This window comes from Marihabitans asiaticum (assembly GCF_007828725.1).
Lineage (GTDB): Bacteria > Actinomycetota > Actinomycetes > Actinomycetales > Dermatophilaceae > Marihabitans > Marihabitans asiaticum.
On sequence record NZ_VIUW01000001.1, the window covers coordinates 221,373 to 238,151 of the forward strand.

A 16,779-nucleotide genomic window follows, 5' to 3' on the forward strand; every position below is an offset into this window, starting at 1 on the left:
TCACACCAACCCTTCGACGTCGTCCTCGAGCTCGACGCCGTGCTCGAAGGCCTGAGCCAGTGCGGCCAGCAGCAGGCCGACCAGAGTGACCGCGAGGTACTGCCAGGGGAGGGTGACGGTGAAGATCGTCCCCCGCGTCTCTACCGCAGCGTCGGTGAGGACGGCAGCGCGCACGACGATCGGGACGACCAGCAGAAGCGGCGCGACGACAAGGGTGGCGGCGACGCCGCGGATGCGACGCAGGTTCGCGTTGGTGAAGGCCCGACCGTCGCGGATGCTCTTCAGCACCCTCCAGAGGCCGAGGATGACGATCAGGGTGGCCGCGACGACGAGTACCCGGGGCGCGAGGTGCGCCAGCCAGACCTGCGTCGTCGGATCAGCGAAGGTCGCCTGTGTCATCCCGTCCCAGCCGAGGTCGACCCCTGGCTTGGGCCGCAGTCCCTCCCACGGACCGCCGGTGCTCTCATCGGAGAGAGCCTCGATGGTCAGCGAGGTACGAAGGGGGTCGCCGTCGGCCCATGCGAGGAGCGGATCGCCGAGCTGGGCGAAGGTGACCCCGCCTCCCACCCCGGCGAGGGCCAGGTATACGCCGGCGTAGTCCAGCCGGTCGAACGTCAGTAACCGCTCCCACCAGTTCCGCTTCATGGTCGCCCCTCTCCGTCATAGTCCATCGATTTTCGATGGACTGATAAACGATAACATCGAGAGTCGATAAGTCAATGGGGTGGATCCCTTCGACGCTCGTGAGCAACTAGGATCGGTGGGTGCCCGACGCCTTCGTCGCCGCGCCGATCATCCTGGCCGCGGTCCTCGCGCTCGCCGCTCACGCGAAGTGGGGGCGGCGCGACTCACTCGTCTCTGCCATCCGTCAGCTCCGCCTGCCCGACGCGCTGCACGCCCCGGTACGTCAGCTGCCGCCTGTCGAAGCCGTCCTCGCCGTGCTGCTCGTCATCACCCCTTCGCCGCCGCTGCTCGCAGCCGTCGCCGCGCTCACCCTGGCCCTCATGCTCGCCTACACCGCGGTCGTCGCCCGCGGGCTGCGGATGACGCCGCGCCCCAGCTGCGGGTGCTTCGGCGCGGTCGGCGCGCCGATCACCGTCGAGACCCTCGTGCGCAACATCGTCCTCACCCTCCTCGCGATCGCCGCCCTCGCCTGGGCGCTCGATGATCACACCGTGCCGACCACGGTGCGGAACGGGGGAGTCCAGGCCTGGGCGCTGCTGCTCGTGCTCGCTGCTGCCGCCGCGGTGACCCGGTGGGTCGTCCTCGAGAGGACCGGCCAGCCGCGACCCGCGGCGCCCGCTCCGCCGACACAGGCCGCGCCCACCCAGGCCCTACCGACAGAGGACGACGACGAATACCTACGCCAGCCGATCCCGCCTGCTCTCCTCCTCGGCGAGGGTGAGCCGATCTCCCTTCGCCACCTCGCCAGTCGGCGGGCTCAACTGCTCATCATCCTTACCTGCGGCTGCGGCGACAACGCCCGCATCGTCGCCGAGCGCGAGCGATGGGCCGAGCAGATGCCGCAGATCGACGTGCGTCTCGTCTCGACGATGACCCCCGAGCGGACCGAGGCCACCTTCGCCGGTCAGGGGGGATGGCTCTACGACCACGAAGGGGTGGCCACTCAGGCTCTCGGAGCGGGCGGCCAGGTGTGCGCCGTCCTCCTCGGCGCGGACGGCATGCTCGCCGGTGGTCCGGTCAGCGGCCCCGACGAGATCCGCCAGTTCGTCCGTGAGATCCAGGAGACCCTCGCCGACGTTCCGGTGCCGACCCTCACCCGCGGCGGCGAGGAGATCCCCGTCGGCTCCCTCGCCCCCGCGGCCCTGGTCTTCGTCTCAGAGGGCTGCGCCGCCTGCCAGCCGGTCAAGGACAACGCCGACGAGGTCGCCCGCTACCTCCAGGGCCACGGGGTCACCCTCGCCCTGGTCTACCGGTCCGAGCCCGAGGACGCACCGCACGCGCCCGAGCTCACCTTCGTCGACGCAGACGGCACCGTCTCCGCGACCTACGGCGTCGGCGGCACCCCTGCGGCGGTGCACATCGGGACCGGCGGCGCCCCGCAGTCCCCGATCGTCGTCGGCGCCGACGCCGTCCAGGACCTGCTGCGCAGCGTCGCCCGGTAGGGCGGTAGCGACTCAGCCGATCACGAGGGTGATCTGCTGCGCCACGAGAGCCGGCCGTTCCACCCCTTCGATCTCCACGGTGTAGGTCGTCACGACCTGCACACCCTTGTCGATCTCCTTGACCGAGTCGAAGGTGGCCCGCGCCCGGATCTTCGACCCGACGAGCACAGGGTTGGTGAAGCGCACCTTCTCGCAGCCGTAGTTCAGCTTGGCCTGGCCCATGTCGAGGTCGAAGATCTGCGAGCCGAAGACGGGGATCAGGCTCAGGGTGAGGAAGCCGTGTGCGATCGTCCCGCCGAACTGCGAAGCCTTCGCCCGCTCCTCGTCCACGTGGATCCACTGGTGATCACCGGTCGCCTCGGCGAAGAGGTTCACCTGCTCCTGGGTGATCGTCATCCACTCCGAGACCCCGACCTCCTGGCCCTCGAGTGCCTTGAGCTCTTCCAGCGTGCTGATCTTCGTCGTCATCGGCCCATCATGTCCGAGGCGGGTGACAACGCGCCAGGCACCCGCCACGTCGTGGGATGGTGGGCGAAGCCACCCGACAACCCCGCGACGACGCCGGAGGACCCGATCATGGTCGACTTCACCCTGGACGACGAGCAGCGCGCCTTCCGCGCGATGGCCCGCCAGTTCCTCGACGAGCAGGTGGTCCCGCACCGGCGTGACTGGGACCGGGCGGAGCAGGTCGACACCTCGCTCATCCCGCAGCTCGGCGAGCTGGGCTTCTTCGGTCTGACGGTCCCCGAGGAGTACGGCGGGGTCGGCGGCGACTACGTCACCTATGCGCTGGCCATGGAGGAGCTGGGGCGCGCGGACTCCGCGGTCCGGGGCATCGTCTCGGTGTCGTCGGGGCTGTGCGGCAAGCCGATCCTCATGTTCGGCACCGAGGAGCAGAAGCAGGAGTGGCTGGCGCCGATCGCGAAGGGGGAGAAGCTCGGCTGCTTCGGCCTCACCGAGCCCGACCACGGCTCGGACCCTGCGCATATGCGCGCCACGGCGCGTCGCGACGGGGACGACTACCTCATCAGCGGCCAGAAGATCTTCATCACCAACGGGACGTGGGCCGACGTCTGCCTCGTCTTCGCGCGAACCGGCCCGGAAGAGGGGGCGAAGGGGGTCAGTGCCTTCCTCGTGCCCACGGACTCCGAGGGCTTCGAGCGAAGGGAGGTCAAGGGCAAGCTCGGGCTGCGCGGCCAGGCGACCGCCGAGCTCTTCCTCGACGACGTGCGGGTGCCGTCCTCGGCGCTGCTCGGTGAGGAGGGGCAGGGCTTCAAGATCGCGATGGCGACGCTGGACAAGGGGCGCATGGCGATCGCGGCCAGCTGCACGGGCATCATCCAGGGCTGCCTCGAGGCGGTCAACGGCTACGTGACCGAGCGGAAGCAGTTCGGCCGGGCGATCGCCAGCTACCAGCTCGTGCAGGAGATCGTCGCCGAGATCAGCGTCGAGGCCGACGCGGCCCGCCTGCTCACCTGGCGGGCGGCGAGCCTCATCGACGCCGGCGAGCCCTTCGGCACGGCGGCGTCCAAGGCCAAGTACTACGCCTCCGAGGCTGCCGTGCGCGCGGCCAACCAGGCGATCCAGGCCTTCGGCGGCTACGGCTTCATCGACGAGTACCCGGTGGAGAAGTACATGCGCGACGCCCGCGTCATGACCCTCTACGAAGGCACCTCGCAGATCCAGAAGTTGCTCATCGGGCGCGCCGAGACCGGGGTGTCTGCCTTCGTCTGACCGGCCCGCTCACTCCCTTCGTTCGTCCCCCTTCGCACCTGCCAAGGCAGGTACCCGCCGAAACGGTCACCCACCGCACCTGCCAAGGCAGGTGCGGTTCCCGGGCAGGTGACCGGCGAGTAATGTCGAGACCATGCGCGCCGTCGTCTGCCACGGGAAGGGGTGCCGTTGGTCTGAGGCTCCCCGGGGATCTGCGAAGGGGTGGGGAGCCGTTGGTCTGAGGCTCCCCGGGGATCTGCGAAGGGGTGGGGAGCCGTTGGTCTGAGGTTCCCCGGGGATCTGCGAAGGGGTGGGGAGCCGTTCGTCTGAGGCTCCCCGGGGATCTGCGAAGGGCGAGGGCGGGGGGTCAGGCGGAGAGGGTGGTGAGGCGCTCGATGATCTGCTCGGCCTCGCGCACGGTGCGGGTGACGACCTCGCCGGCGCTGGGGATGTCGTTGATCAGGCCCTGCACCATGCCGACCGACCAGATACCGGCCTCGGTATCGCCCTTCTCGTAGACCGTGCGGCCGCGGGCCCCGGCGACGAGCTCGCGGACGTCCTCGAACTCCCCGCCGTCGTCGAGGATCTGGACGACCTCGCGGCTGACCTCGTTGCTCGCCACCCGCGCGGTGTTGCGCAGCGGCCGGAAGATCAGCTCGGTGTCACGCTCGGTCGCGTCGACGATCGCCTTCTTCACCTCGTCGGCGATCGGGGACTCGGTGGTGCACATGAAGCGTGAGCCCATGTTGACCCCCTCCGCCCCGAGGGCGAGCGCGGCGGCGAGACCGCGCCCGTCGGCGAAGCCACCGGAGGCGATGAAGGGGATCTCCAGCTTGTCCGCGGTCGCCGGGATGAGCACCAGCCCGGGGATGTCGTCCTCACCGGGGTGGCCGGCGCACTCGAAGCCGTCGATGCTCACCATGTCGACGCCGATCCGCTGCGCCTTGAGCGCATGCCGGACGCTGGTGCACTTGTGCACGATCTTCAGCCCGGCGCCCTTGAGCTCGTCCATGAAGGGCTCGGGGTTCGCCCCGGCGGTCTCGATGATCTTCACCCCGGACTCGACGATCGCCTTGACGTAGTCGGCGTAGGGCGGCGGGTTGATCGACGGGAGGATCGTGAGGTTGACGCCGAGCGGCTTGTCGGTGAGCGATCGGGCGCGCTCGACCTCGGCGACCAGGTCCTCGGGGGTGGGCTGGGTCAGGGCGGTGATGATGCCCAGGCCGCCGGCCTCGGAGACCGCGGCGGCCAGCTCGGCCCGCCCCACCCACATCATGCCGCCCTGGACGATCGGGTGCTCGATACCGAGCAGCTCGGTGGCGCGGGTCTTCATTGACAGGTGTCCTCTCAGCGGGGCGGTGGAGCGAGGTCCAAGCGGATCTCCGATCCTGCCAGCCAGTTCGGCCCAGGCGAAGGGGGCGTGGCGTGCGTCACGTCCCGCTGCTTGAGTGGTCCTCTCGCCACGACGCACAAAGGGGGCGCAGCCCGGTCGCCCTGGCTCCGCCCCCTTCGCCTGTGGTCGGCGTCAGCCGATCGTCTCGGCGGCGACCACCGAGCTGGTCGCCCACCGCTGGTAGTGGTCGAGCACGTCGTGACAGACCTCGTCGTGGTCGTAGTCGAGCACGCCGTAGGTGCCGCCCGTGGGCAGGGCGACCTCGAGCGAGGTCGTCATGTCGTCGCCCTCGATCATCCGCGTGCCGTAGCTCGGCGCCAGGTGGCGATGCACCTGCACCGGGTAGCGGAAGGTCGTGGACTCACCCTCGACGACGAGCACCGCGGTGCGTCCGACGCGCCCGTGGCCGGTGCCTTCCTCGACCAGCGCGGTCGCGCCCCGCTCGGTGAGCTCGTCACGCACCGCGTGCAGCGCCGGCAGGACCACCGAGTCCAGGTGCGCCTCGGCCTGGCGGACCGAGACCGAGCCGAAGGACTCGCTCAGCCGGCGACGCCACGACCCGGGCGCCTTGGAGCGGCCCACGAGCGAGGAGGTGATCGAGGACTCGAAGGCGTCGGCCATCACCCGCTCCTCCTCGAGCGCCTTGTGCAGCCCCCACATCACGAGGACCATGACGAAGGCGAAGGGCAGACCCATGATGATCGTCGCGTTCTGCAGCGCCGGGATGCCACCGACGAGCAGCATCGCGATCGTCAGCACACCGGTCGCGACCGCCCAGACGATGCGCAGCCACGGCTTGGCGTCGGTGGTGACGTCCGGCAGCTCGCTGGACAGGTTGGCCATGACCAGCGCTCCGGAGTCAGCGGAGGTGACGTAGAAGAGCAGCCCGACGAAGGTCGCGAGCGCCACGAGCACGAGCGCGCCCGGGGTGTCCTGCAGCAGGCTGAAGAAGCCCGCCTCGGGGGTGTTCACCGCGGCCTCGCCGAAGGCTTCGTCGCCGTCGCTGATCTTCTTCACCGCGGCGTTGCCGAAGATCGTCACCCACATGACGATGTAGCTGAAGGGGATCGTCATCGTGCCGACGACGAACTGACCGATCGTGCGGCCGCGGGAGATCCGGGCGAGGAACATCCCGACGAAGCACGCCCAGGCGATCCACCACGCCCAGAAGAAGAGCGTCCAGCCGCCCATCCACTCGGCGTCGTAGTCATAGGCCATGGTGTCCAGCGTCATGCCGGGGAACATCGAGACGAAGTCGCCGACGTTCATCACCGCCGAGCGCAGCAGGAAGGTTGTGTCGCGGGTGAGGAGCACCCACGCGGCCAGCCCGATCGCGAGCAGGACGTTGAGCTGGGAGAGGATCCGGATGCCCTTGTCGACCCCGGTCGTCGCCGAGATCGTCGCGACGATGACGGCGAGGACGACAAGGCCGATCTGGGCCGGGATGCCTTGCGGCACACCGAAGAGGATGTCGAGCCCGACGTTGAGCATCACCACGCCGATGCCGAGGCTGGTCGCGACACCGAAGATCGTGCCGAGCACCGTGGCGATGTCGACCGCGTCGCCGGCGACGCCCTTGATCCGCTTGCCGAGGATCGGGTACAGGGTCGAGCGCACCGCCAGCGGCAGCCCCTTGCGGTAGGCGAAGTAGCCCAGCGCGATGCCCATCAGGGCGTACATCCCCCACCCGGTGATGCCGTAGTGGAAGAGGGTCCACACCGTCGACTCGCGCGCCGCGTCGAAGGTGGCGCCCTCACCCTGCGGCGGGTAGAGGTACTGGCTGGCCGGCTCGGCGACAGCGAAGAACATCACGTCGGTGCCGATCCCGGCGGCGAAGAGCATCGACGCCCAGGCGAAGGTGGAGAACTCCGGCCGGTCGTCGGCGTCACCGAGGCGCACCTTCGAGTAGCGGAAGCCGACGTAGAGGACGAAGAAGAGGATCGCGGTGGCCAGGGTGATGTAGAACCAGCCGAACCAGTCAGAGATGTGCCCGACCCAGCCGCCGAGGATCTCGGCGGAGCGCTCGGGCGCGATGAGCGCCCAGAGCGCGACGACCGCGGTGAAGACGAAGGACGCGACCACCACGGTGGGCTTCAGGCGGGGGCCGGCTGACCCCCCTTCGCCCGGGTCGTGGCCTGGCGGATTGGTCGTGTCGGTGGCGGTACTCATCGAGTCTCCTCGTCGTCGGTGGACATGGCGGTCAGCGCGGACGGGACGGAGTCAGGGGTGTTCCAGGCGTCGTTGCGCGGGTCGCCCGGCGGGTAGATCGGCATCCCGGCGCCGGCCTTGTAGACCGGGACGTCGGCGGGGCGAAGGGGGGTGTTGCCGGCGATGAGGTCGGCCGCCTTCTCCGCGACCATCATCACGGGCGCGTAGATGTTGCCGTTGGTGATCGTCGGGAAGACCGAGGCGTCGACGACCCGCAGACCCTGCGTGCCGTGGACCCGCATCGAGGACGGGTCGACGACCGACATCGCGTCGGTGCCCATCTTGGCCGAGCAGCTCGGGTGCAGCGCGGTCTCGGCGTCCTCGGCGACCCAGTCGATGATCTCCTGGTCGGTCTCGACGCCCGGCCCGGGGCTGACCTCGCCGCCGTCGAAGGGCGCGAAGGCGTCCTGGGAGAGGATGTGCCGCGCCGCGCGGATCACCTCGACCCACTCCCGCCGGTCGTTCTCGGTGGAGAGGTAGTTGAAGAGGATCGACGGCCGGGTCGAGGGGTCGGCGTCCTTGATGTGCAGGTGGCCGCGCACGTCGGAGTTCATCGGGCCGATGTGCACCTGGTAGCCGTGCTTGCCCTCCGGGGCGGTGCCGTCGTAACGGACCGCGATCGGCAGGAAGTGGAACATGAGGTTCGGGTAGGCGACGTCGTCGTTGGTGCGGATGAAGCCGCCACCCTCGAAGTGGTTGCTCGCCCCCACGCCGGAGTTGGCGAAGAGCCACTGCGCGCCGATGTAGGGCGCCTTCCACTTCTTCAGCCACGGCGAGATCGACACGGGCTGCAGGCTGGTGTGCTGGAGGTAGACCTCGAGGTGGTCCTGGAGGTTCTCGCCGACACCCGGCAGCTCGACGCGCGGGGTGACCCCGGCGGCGCGCAGCACCTCGGGGTCGCCGACGCCGGAGAGCTCGAGCAGCTGCGGGGTGTTGAAGGCGCCGCCGCAGAGGATGACCTCGCCGGCCTCGACGCTACGGGGACGGCCGAGGCGCTGGTAGTCGACGCCGGTGACCCGGGTGCCCTCCCAGCGCAGCCCGGTCGCGTAGGACAGGGTCGAGATGTCGAGGTTCTTTCGGTTCCGGATCGGGCGGAGGTAGGCGCGCGAGGCCGACATCCGGCTGCCCTGGTAGACGTTGCGGTCGAAGGGGGCGAAGCCCTCCTGGCGGTAGCCGTTGACGTCGTCGGTGGGGGCGTAGCCGGCCTGACGGGTCGCCTCGAAGAAGGCCTGGAAGAGGGGGCTGGAGGCCGGGCCGCGCTCGAGCTTGAGCGGGCCGGCGCCGCCGCGCCAGGCGTCCGCGCCGGCGGTGGTGGTCTCCATCCGCTTGAAGTACGGCAGGCAGTGGGCGTAGTCCCAGTGCTCCATGCCGTCGAAGGTGGCCCATTTGTCGTAGTCACCGGCGTTGCCGCGCTGGAAGATCATGCCGTTGATCGAGGAGGAGCCGCCGAGGACCTTGCCGCGGGCGTGGGGGACACGCCGGCCACCCATGTGCGGCTCGGGGTCGGTCTCGTAGGCCCAGTCGTAGAGCGGGTTGCCGGAGGGGAACATCAGCGCCGCCGGCATGTGGATCAGCGGGTCGATGATGAAGTCGGACCGGCCCGCCTCGAGGACGAGGACGGTGGTGGACTCATCGGCGGAGAGCCGGTTGGCCAGGGCCGATCCGGCGGATCCACCACCGACGATGACGTAGTCGTATCTGCTGCGCATGGGTGTCTTCTCTCTTCTCGTCGCTTCGCGTGGCGTGGTGTCGTCTGGTCTCGCCCCAGAAGTCCCGCGCTACCACGCAGTACTGGTCGTGATCACAGCCACTACTGCGTGGTAGGGGGCGAGACCGGGGGGCGAAGGGGGGAGTCAGCTCGCCGCGCCGGGGCGGCCGGGGAACCAGTCCGCCGGGGCGGGGCGGGTGTTGTGCCAGATGTGCTTGGTCTCGACGTACTCGTGCAGCCCGGCGACGCCGAGCTCGCGGCCGATGCCGGAGCGCTTCATCCCGCCCCACTCGGCCTGGGGGACGTAGGGGTGGTAGTCGTTGATCCAGATCGTCCCGTGCCGCAGGCGGCGCGCGACCCGCTCGGCCCGCCCGGCGTCCTGGGTCCACACCGCGCCGGCGAGTCCGTAGACCGTGTGGTTGGCGATCGCGACGGCGGCGTCCTCGGCCTCCTCGCGGGTATCGCCGCTGAAGGTCTCGACGGTGAGCACCGGCCCGAAGGACTCCTCCTGCACCGCGCTCATCTCGGCGGTACACCGGTCGAGGATCGTCGGCGGGTAGTAGCTGCCCTGGGCCAGGTCCCCACCGGGGATCTCGCCGCCACAGCGCAGCTCGGCGCCCTCGGAGATCGCGGTCTGGACGTAGGAGTGCACCTTGTCGCGGTGCTCGTCGCTGATGAGGGGCCCGGTGTCGACGTCGTCGGCGAAGGGAGCGCCCATCCTGATCTGGTCGGCGCGGCGGACCAGCTCGTCGACGACCTCGTCGTGGATCGACTCCTCGACGACGAGGCGGGCCCCGGCGGAGCACACCTGACCGGAGTCGAGGAAGATCGCGGTGAGGGCGTTGTCGATCGCGGCCGGCATGTCGGCGTCGGCGAAGATCACGTTGGGGTTCTTCCCGCCGAGCTCGAGGGCCACGCGCTTCACGGTGTCGGCGGCCGCGGCCATGATGACCTTGCCGGTGGCCAGCCCGCCGGTGAAGGAGACGAGGTCGACGTCGGGGTGCTCGGTCATGATCGAGCCGACCTCGGCGCCGGTCCCGAGCACGAGGTTGGCCACGCCCGCGGGCAGGCCGGCGCGCTCAAGGGCCCCCATGAGCCAGATCGAGGTCTGCGGGGTGATCTCGCTGGGCTTGAGGACGAAGGTGTTGCCCGCGGCGAGGGCCGGCGCGACCTTCCACGCGGTCTGCAGCAGCGGGAAGTTCCACGGTGTGATGAGCGAGCACACCCCGACCGGCTCGTGGACGACGCGGGAGGAGACCTCCGGCATGCCGGTGTCGACGACCCGGCCGGCCTCGCCCTGGACGAGCGCGGCGAAGTGCCGGAAGACGCCGATGATGTCGGTCATGTCGATCTGGGACTCGGCGAAGCGCTTGCCCGTGTCCTGCGACTCCAGGCGGGAGACCTCGTCGATCTCGGCCTCGAGCAGGTCGGCGACCGTGCTGAGCACGGCCGCCCGCTCGGGGGTGGGGGTGCTCAGCCACGGACCGTGGTCGAAGGCCTGACGTGCGGCGGCGATCGCGTCTCGGACGTCCTGGGCGCCCCCTTCGCTCACGGTGACGACGACCTGCCGGTCGGCAGGGCAGGTGATCTCGCGGGTCTCGCCGCTGGTGGCGGGACGCCACCGGCCGTCGATGTACAGGCTCTCCGGGCTGGTCATCAGGCTCCTTGGATCGAGATATATATAACGTTCATTATCTAAGCGTCGCCCTGCAACCATAACGCACGTTATGGTTGATGTCATGCCTCCGCGAACTCGCAGCGATGGCACCCCGCAGCCGGCGGTGCGCGATCGCCTGCTCGACGCCGTTGATCAGCACCTCTTCGTCACCGGCGCCATCGGCACCCCGGTCGACGCGATTCTCCGGGCCGCCGGCGCCTCCCCGCCGAGCCTGTACAAGCACTTCGGCAGCAAGACCGGGCTGATCACCGCTGCCCTCCAGCGCCGGCTGGAGATCTGGTCGACGGTCTGGCAGGACGAGATCGACGCGACGAGCCACCCGGTGCGCCGCGTGCTCTCGGTCTACCCGGCGATGCGCAGGTACCAGCAGGAGCACCTGCAGGAGAAGTGGTGCGCCTTCAGCGGGACCCGGGCCGCAGTGCCCCAGCGCACCCCCGAGCTGCAGCAGGTGCTCGACGCCGAGACCGAGCTGCTGCGCTCGCGGCATGCCGAGCTCGTGGCTGGTCTCGGGCTCGGACCCAAGGCGTCGGCCACCCTGACCTCCCAGCTCGTCGTGGTCTACAACGGCCTGCTCGCCCAGATGCTGCGTGAGCCGTACGAGGAGGCGATCGACGACGCCGAGGCCACCGCGCTCGCGCTCGTCGAGTCTGCGCTCGCCCGCCGGCCTCGTGGAGGGGTCACCGCGCGGGCCAGGGAGTCTCGCTGAGCCGAGCCTGGTCGCGCGATCGCGGGCGGGACGACACGTGTCCCAGCCGCTGCCGCACCGGGGCCCGTCAGACGGGGCGGCCTGAGGACTGACGACCGACTTGTGTCGTCCGGCCAGCGACACTGACGTCCACCGTCTCCCCGATGACGATGATCGCCGGCGGACGGACCCGCTCCTCGGCGACGAGCGCGCCGAGCCCCTCCAAGCTGCCCTGGACGACGCGCTGTGTGGGCAACGAGCCGTCCTCGATCACGGCGACCGGTGTCCTCGGGTCGCGCCCGTGAGCGCACAGGGCGGCGGCGATGGCGCCGGCGTTCTCGACCGCCATGAGCAGCACGAGCGTGCCGCGGAGCGCGGCGACAGCCTCCCACCGCACGAGACCGCCCGAGTGCCCCGGCGGCACGTGGCCCGAGATCACCGTGACGTCCTGGACCAACCCGCGATGAGTCACCGAGATCCCGGCCAGCGCGGGCACCGCGAGCGCGGACGACAACCCGGGGACGACCCGCACCGGCACCCCCGCCGCGACGAGCGCCTCCATCTCCTCCAGCCCCCGGCCGAAGACGAAGTTGTCACCCCCCTTGAGTCGCACGACCCGTCGGCCGGCCCGCGCGTGCTCGACGAGGAGGGCGTTGATCTGCTCCTGCGAGGTGGAGCGGCCCCGGGGGATCTTCGCGACGTCGATGACCTCGACCCGCGGCGAGAGCGAGGCGAGGAGGTCGGTCGGCGCGAGCCGGTCGGTCACGACGACGTCGGCGGCGAGCAGGGAGCGCAGCCCGGCGACGGTGATGAGCTCCGGGTCGCCCGGGCCGCCGCCGACGAGGGTCACCCCTTCGAAGGGGTCCGGGTCGAGGGTGAGGCTGGGGCTCGGCATGGCGGTCATCGTCCCAGCCAGGTCAGGCCGTCATCTACCCGGGCCACGGCGCCCGAGGCCACCTCGACCCAGCCGGCACCCTCCGGGCCCAGGTGGGTGACCCCGCGCAGCTCGGCCAGGCCGGCGCGGATCGCGTCGCCGTGCGAGACGAGGACGTTCGCCACCCCCGCCGGCTGATCGGAGAGGACCTCCCCCATCCGGGTCGCCACCTCGGCGAAGGACTCGCCTCCGCCGACCGCGACGTCCGGATCCGACCAGTCGAGGTCGGCCGTCGCTGCCCACGCCTCCTCGTAGTCCACCCCTTCGAGCCGTCCGAGCGACTGCTCCCGAAGCCGCTCGTCCACGACCGGCGCCACGCCGAGCCCGTCAGCGAGGACCGCCGCCGTCTGCCGTGCCCGAGCGAGGTCGCTCGTGACGATCCGGGTCTGCCCCGCCCAACCGGCCAGGTCGTCGGCGAGCAGCTCGGCCGCGCGGCGGGCCTGCTCGACCCCAGTCGGCGTGAGTGGCGGGTGGGGGGTCTGGCCCTGGCTGCGTCGGGCGAGGTTCCAGGTCGACTCCCCGTGCCGCACGAGGTAAAGGCGTCGGGGCATGGCTGCGATTGTCCCGTAGGCTGCCGAGCGCGAGCGTGGCAGGAACCCGGTGCGAGTCCGGGGCGGTTCCGCCACTGTCATCCCAGCGCGGTCGACCCGTCGGGAGAGCCAGACACTGCGCGCCCGCGCTCCCGACCGGCTACCGGGGCGAGAACCCCGGAGGAGGACCCCCGATGACTCGGATCGCGCTGCTCTCGACCTCGGACACCGACCTGCTCTCGGCCCGCTCCAGCGGGGCCGAGTACGTCTGGGCCAACCCGGCCCGCCCGGCCCACCAGTCGATGGCCGACACCATCGAAGGGTGCGACCTCGTCGTCGGCCGGGTGCTCGGCGGGCCGAGCGACCTCTGCGACGGGTTCCGCCGGATCGCGGCGACCGGGATGCCGGTCGTCGTCCTCGGCGGGGAGCAGGAGCCGAGCGCCGAGCTGATGGAGCTCTCCTCGGTCCCGATCGGGGTCGCCACGCAGGCGCACCGCTACCTGGCCGAAGGGGGACCGGTCAACCTCGCCCAGCTGCACGCCTTCCTCTCCGACACGGTCCTGCTGACCGGCGAGGGCTTCGAGGCCCCGGTGAGCATCCCGGCGTGGGGCTACCTCGAGCGGCCCGACGCGGCGACGGACGACCCGGCCCGGCAGGACCTGCCGCGGGTCGGCATCCTCTACTACCGCGCCCACCAGGCCAGCGGAAACACCGCCTTCGCCCACGCCCTGGCCGACGCGGTCGACGCGACCGGGCAGGCCGTCGCCGTCCCGATCTACGCCGGCTCGCTGCGCTCTGCCCCCGACGACCTCTACGAGGCGCTCGGCCAGCTCGACGCCCTCGTCGTCACCGTCCTCGCGGCCGGTGGGTCGGTGCCTGCCGGTGCCTCCGCCGGGGGTGACGACGAGGCCTGGGACGTCGAGCGGATGGCGGCGCTGGACATCCCGGTCATCCAGGGGCTGTGCCTCACGAGCAGCCGCGCCGAGTGGGAGGCCTCGGACGACGGGGTGAGCCCGCTCGACTCGGCGAACCAGATCGCCATCCCCGAGTTCGACGGGCGGATCATCACCGCGCCCTTCTCGTTCAAGGAGATCGACGACCAGGGTCTGCCGCAGTACGTCGCCGACCCCGAGCGCGCCGCCCGCGTCGCCGGCATCGCCGTGCGGCACGCCCGGCTCCGTCGGATCCCGAACGCCGAGAAGCGTCTCGCGCTCGTCCTCTCCGCCTATCCGACGAAGCACGCCCGGATCGGCAACGCCGTCGGTCTCGACACCCCGGTCTCGGCGATCCACCTGCTGCGCCGGCTGCGTGACGAGGGGTACGACCTCGGCGGCGACAACGAGGTGACCGCCCTCCTCGACGGCGAGGACGACACCGCCGCCGGCGACGCGCTGATCCACGAGCTCATCCGGGCCGGCGGCCAGGACGAGGAGTGGCTCACCAGCGCCCAGCTCACCGAGGCCCACGTGAGGATCACCCCGGAGGAGTACCGCCGCTGGACCGCCGACCTGCCGGCCGACCTCCGCGAGGCGATGACCGAGGCGTGGGGAGAGGCGCCCGGATCCCTCTTCGTCAACGACGCCGGCGAGCTGGTCCTCGCGACCATGCGGGCGGGCAACGTCGTCATCCTCATCCAGCCACCCCGCGGCTTCGGGGAGAACCCGGTCGCGATCTACCACGACCCCGACCTCGCCCCGAGCCACCACTACATCGCCGCCTACCGCTGGCTCGCGCACGGCTTCGGCGCGGATGCGGTGGTCCACCTCGGCAAGCACGGCTCGATGGAGTGGCTGCCGGGCAAAAACGCCGCGCTCTCCGCCTCCTGCGGCCCGGACGCGTGCATCGGTGACCTGCCGCTCATCTACCCCTTCCTCGTCAACGACCCCGGTGAGGGTGCGCAGGCCAAGCGGCGAGCGCACGCGACGATCGTCGACCACCTTGTCCCGCCGATGGCCCGCGCCGAGGCCTACGGCGACATCGCCCGCCTCGAGCAGCTCCTCGACGAGCACGCGAACATCGCCGCGATGGACCCGGCGAAGCTGCCCGCGATCCGCGGTGAGATCTGGCAGCTGATGCGCTCAGCGGAGATGCACCGCGACCTTGGCCTGGAGGAGCGGCCCGAGGACGAGGACTTCGACGACTTCCTCCTGCACGTCGACGGCTGGCTGTGCGAGATCAAGGACGCCCAGATCCGCGACGGCCTGCACATCCTCGGCACCGCCCCGACCGGCGAGGCACGGGTCAACCTCGTGCTGTCGGTCCTGCGCGCGGCGCAGGTCTGGGGTGGGGTCGGCCATGCCGTCCCCGGGCTGCGCAGCGCGCTCGGGCTGACCGAGGACGCCCCGCTGCACCGGGTGGACGAGGTCGAAGGGGTGGCCCGTCGCCTCGTCGAGACGATGGAGGAAGCCGGCTGGGACCCGGCCGCCGTGGGCGGCCTCGAGGTCGGTCGCGAGGTCGCCGAGGTGCTCACCTTCGCCGCGACCCAGGTCGTGCCCCGCCTCGCCGGGACGACCGACGAGCTGAGCGCCGTGCTGCACGCCCTCGACGGCGGGTTCGTCCCCGCGGGGCCGTCAGGCTCCCCCCTTCGCGGCCTGGTCAACGTCCTGCCCACCGGACGCAACTTCTACACGGTCGACCCGCGCGCCGTCCCGTCCCGGCTGGCGTGGGAGACCGGGCAGCGGATGGCCGACTCGCTCGTCGCGAAGTACCTCGACGAGACCGGCGAGTACCCGACCTCGGTCGGGCTGTCGGTGTGGGGCACGAGCGCGATGCGCACCTCCGGCGACGACATCGCCGAGGTGCTCTGCCTGCTCGGCGTGCGCCCGGAGTGGGATGCCGAGTCGCGGCGGGTCACCCGTCTGGCGGTCGTCCCGCTCGAGGAGCTCGGCCGGCCCAGGGTCGACGTCACCGTGCGGATCTCCGGCTTCTTCCGCGACGCCTTCCCCCACGTCGTCGCGATGCTCGACGATGCCGTGGCGATGGTCGCCGAGCTCGACGAGCCAGCGGAGCAGAACTACGTCCGGGCCAGCTATGTCGCCGACCTCGCCGGTCACGGTGACGAGCGGCGGGCCCGGACCCGGATCTTCGGCTCGAAGCCTGGCTCGTACGGCGCGGGCATCCTCCAGGTCATCGAGTCGGGTTCGTGGCGCAGCGACGACGATCTCGCCCAGGTGTACACCGCCTGGGGTGGCTTCGCCTACGGGCGCGATCTCGACGGGGCGCCCGCGGCCGAGGACATGCGCACGAACTACCGCCGGATCAAGGTCGCGGCGAAGAACATCGACTCGGCCGAGCACGACATCGCCGACTCCGACGACTACTACCAGTACCACGGCGGGATGGTCGCAACCGTGCGCGCCCTCACCGGGGCCGAGCCGAAGGCGTACGTCGGTGACTCGACCTCGCCGGACGCGATCCGCACCCGCACCCTCGGCGAGGAGACCGCTCGCGTCTTCCGCGCTCGGGTGGTCAACCCCCGATGGATCGCGGCCATGCAGCGCCACGGCTACAAGGGAGCCTTCGAGCTTGCCGCGACCGTCGACTACCTCTTCGGCTTCGACGCGACCGCCGGGGTGGTCCAGGACTGGATGTACGACCGGCTCGCCCGCGAGTACGTCCTCGACGAGACCAACCAGGACTTCCTGCGCCAGTCGAACCCGTGGGCGCTGCGCGGCATGGTCGAGCGACTCCACGAGGCCGTCGACCGCGGCCTGTGGGCCGAGCCCGACCCCGACCTGCTCTCGGAGATGCAGCAGGTCTACCTCGAGGTCGAGGGCGAGATCGAGGACGGGGTCGAGGTGTGAT

General features: G+C 70.8%; 12 protein-coding genes and 1 riboswitch. Of the genes, 4 read left to right on the plus strand and 8 right to left on the minus strand.

Annotated elements, in window-relative coordinates; genetic code table 11:
* Window positions 1-645: a DUF2975 domain-containing protein gene (locus FB557_RS01010; RefSeq protein ID WP_144854830.1), complete on the minus strand. Its 645-nt coding sequence runs from the start codon at window positions 643-645 to the stop codon at window positions 1-3.
* A gap of 119 nt (window positions 646-764) precedes the next feature.
* On the opposite strand from FB557_RS01010, the gene FB557_RS01015 reads away from it, so the two are divergent.
* The gene (locus FB557_RS01015) at window positions 765-2,126 is read left to right on the plus strand and encodes a MauE/DoxX family redox-associated membrane protein (protein ID WP_144854832.1); all 1,362 of its coding nucleotides are present in this window, start codon (window positions 765-767) and stop codon (window positions 2,124-2,126) included.
* Window positions 2,127-2,138: 12 nt separating this feature from the next.
* Here FB557_RS01015 and FB557_RS01020 read toward each other — a convergent pair whose 3' ends face one another.
* Entirely contained in the window at window positions 2,139-2,594 is a 456-nt protein-coding gene (locus tag FB557_RS01020) for a MaoC family dehydratase (protein ID WP_144854834.1), read from the minus strand.
* 9 nt (window positions 2,595-2,603) lie between these two features.
* Between FB557_RS01020 and FB557_RS01025 the strand changes: the two genes are divergently transcribed.
* The gene (locus tag FB557_RS01025) at window positions 2,604-3,860 is read left to right on the plus strand and encodes an acyl-CoA dehydrogenase family protein (protein WP_246074283.1); all 1,257 of its coding nucleotides are present in this window, start codon (window positions 2,604-2,606) and stop codon (window positions 3,858-3,860) included.
* A 346-nt stretch (window positions 3,861-4,206) separates the two neighbouring features.
* Here FB557_RS01025 and FB557_RS01030 read toward each other — a convergent pair whose 3' ends face one another.
* The 4 genes from FB557_RS01030 to FB557_RS01045 all read right to left on the minus strand — a co-directional run bounded on the left by FB557_RS01030 (window position 4,207) and on the right by FB557_RS01045 (window position 10,805).
* On the minus strand, window positions 4,207-5,310 hold the full coding sequence (locus FB557_RS01030; protein ID WP_281290034.1) for an NAD(P)H-dependent flavin oxidoreductase: 1,104 nt from the start codon (window positions 5,308-5,310) through the stop codon (window positions 4,207-4,209).
* Window positions 5,311-5,364: 54 nt separating this feature from the next.
* Window positions 5,365-7,401 (minus strand): choline BCCT transporter BetT, encoded by a 2,037-nt coding sequence (gene betT, locus FB557_RS01035; protein ID WP_144854836.1) that lies wholly within the window; start codon window positions 7,399-7,401, stop codon window positions 5,365-5,367.
* Window positions 7,398-9,149 (minus strand): choline dehydrogenase, encoded by a 1,752-nt coding sequence (gene betA, locus FB557_RS01040; protein WP_144854838.1) that lies wholly within the window; start codon window positions 9,147-9,149, stop codon window positions 7,398-7,400. Before betA ends, betT begins: the two co-directional genes overlap by 4 nt.
* A gap of 144 nt (window positions 9,150-9,293) precedes the next feature.
* Window positions 9,294-10,805: an aldehyde dehydrogenase family protein gene (locus FB557_RS01045; protein ID WP_144854840.1), complete on the minus strand. Its 1,512-nt coding sequence runs from the start codon at window positions 10,803-10,805 to the stop codon at window positions 9,294-9,296.
* 82 nt (window positions 10,806-10,887) lie between these two features.
* Here FB557_RS01045 and FB557_RS01050 point away from each other — a divergent pair, with 82 nt between their 5' ends.
* Window positions 10,888-11,532 carry a TetR/AcrR family transcriptional regulator gene (locus FB557_RS01050; protein ID WP_170236138.1) on the plus strand — a complete coding sequence of 215 codons (645 nt, stop codon included), beginning with the start codon at window positions 10,888-10,890 and terminating at the stop codon, window positions 11,530-11,532.
* A gap of 67 nt (window positions 11,533-11,599) precedes the next feature.
* Here FB557_RS01050 and cobA read toward each other — a convergent pair whose 3' ends face one another.
* Both cobA and FB557_RS01060 read right to left on the minus strand, forming a co-directional pair.
* Window positions 11,600-12,406: a uroporphyrinogen-III C-methyltransferase gene (gene cobA / locus FB557_RS01055; protein WP_211356447.1), complete on the minus strand. Its 807-nt coding sequence runs from the start codon at window positions 12,404-12,406 to the stop codon at window positions 11,600-11,602.
* A gap of 5 nt (window positions 12,407-12,411) precedes the next feature.
* On the minus strand, window positions 12,412-12,996 hold the full coding sequence (locus FB557_RS01060) for a histidine phosphatase family protein (protein WP_144854846.1): 585 nt from the start codon (window positions 12,994-12,996) through the stop codon (window positions 12,412-12,414).
* A gap of 39 nt (window positions 12,997-13,035) precedes the next feature.
* A riboswitch (cobalamin riboswitch) is annotated at window positions 13,036-13,114 on the plus strand.
* Window positions 13,115-13,169: 55 nt separating this feature from the next.
* Here FB557_RS01060 and cobN point away from each other — a divergent pair.
* Window positions 13,170-16,778, plus strand: a complete 3,609-nt coding sequence (gene cobN, locus FB557_RS01065; RefSeq protein WP_144854848.1) for a cobaltochelatase subunit CobN — start codon at window positions 13,170-13,172, stop codon at window positions 16,776-16,778.
* Window position 16,779: the final 1 nt, after the last annotated feature.

Coding starts and splice junctions, on each gene's coding strand:
- FB557_RS01010 (WP_144854830.1), bottom strand. CDS start 645: ATGAAGCGGAACTGGTGGGAGCGGTTACTGACGTTCGACCGGCTGGAC.
- FB557_RS01020 (WP_144854834.1), bottom strand. CDS start 2,594: ATGACGACGAAGATCAGCACGCTGGAAGAGCTCAAGGCACTCGAGGGC.
- FB557_RS01025 (WP_246074283.1), top strand. CDS start 2,604: ATGTCCGAGGCGGGTGACAACGCGCCAGGCACCCGCCACGTCGTGGGA.
- betT (WP_144854836.1), bottom strand. CDS start 7,401: ATGAGTACCGCCACCGACACGACCAATCCGCCAGGCCACGACCCGGGC.
- betA (WP_144854838.1), bottom strand. CDS start 9,149: ATGCGCAGCAGATACGACTACGTCATCGTCGGTGGTGGATCCGCCGGA.
- FB557_RS01045 (WP_144854840.1), bottom strand. CDS start 10,805: ATGACCAGCCCGGAGAGCCTGTACATCGACGGCCGGTGGCGTCCCGCC.
- FB557_RS01050 (WP_170236138.1), top strand. CDS start 10,888: ATGCCTCCGCGAACTCGCAGCGATGGCACCCCGCAGCCGGCGGTGCGC.
- cobA (WP_211356447.1), bottom strand. CDS start 12,406: ATGCCGAGCCCCAGCCTCACCCTCGACCCGGACCCCTTCGAAGGGGTG.
- FB557_RS01060 (WP_144854846.1), bottom strand. CDS start 12,996: ATGCCCCGACGCCTTTACCTCGTGCGGCACGGGGAGTCGACCTGGAAC.
- cobN (WP_144854848.1), top strand. CDS start 13,170: ATGACTCGGATCGCGCTGCTCTCGACCTCGGACACCGACCTGCTCTCG.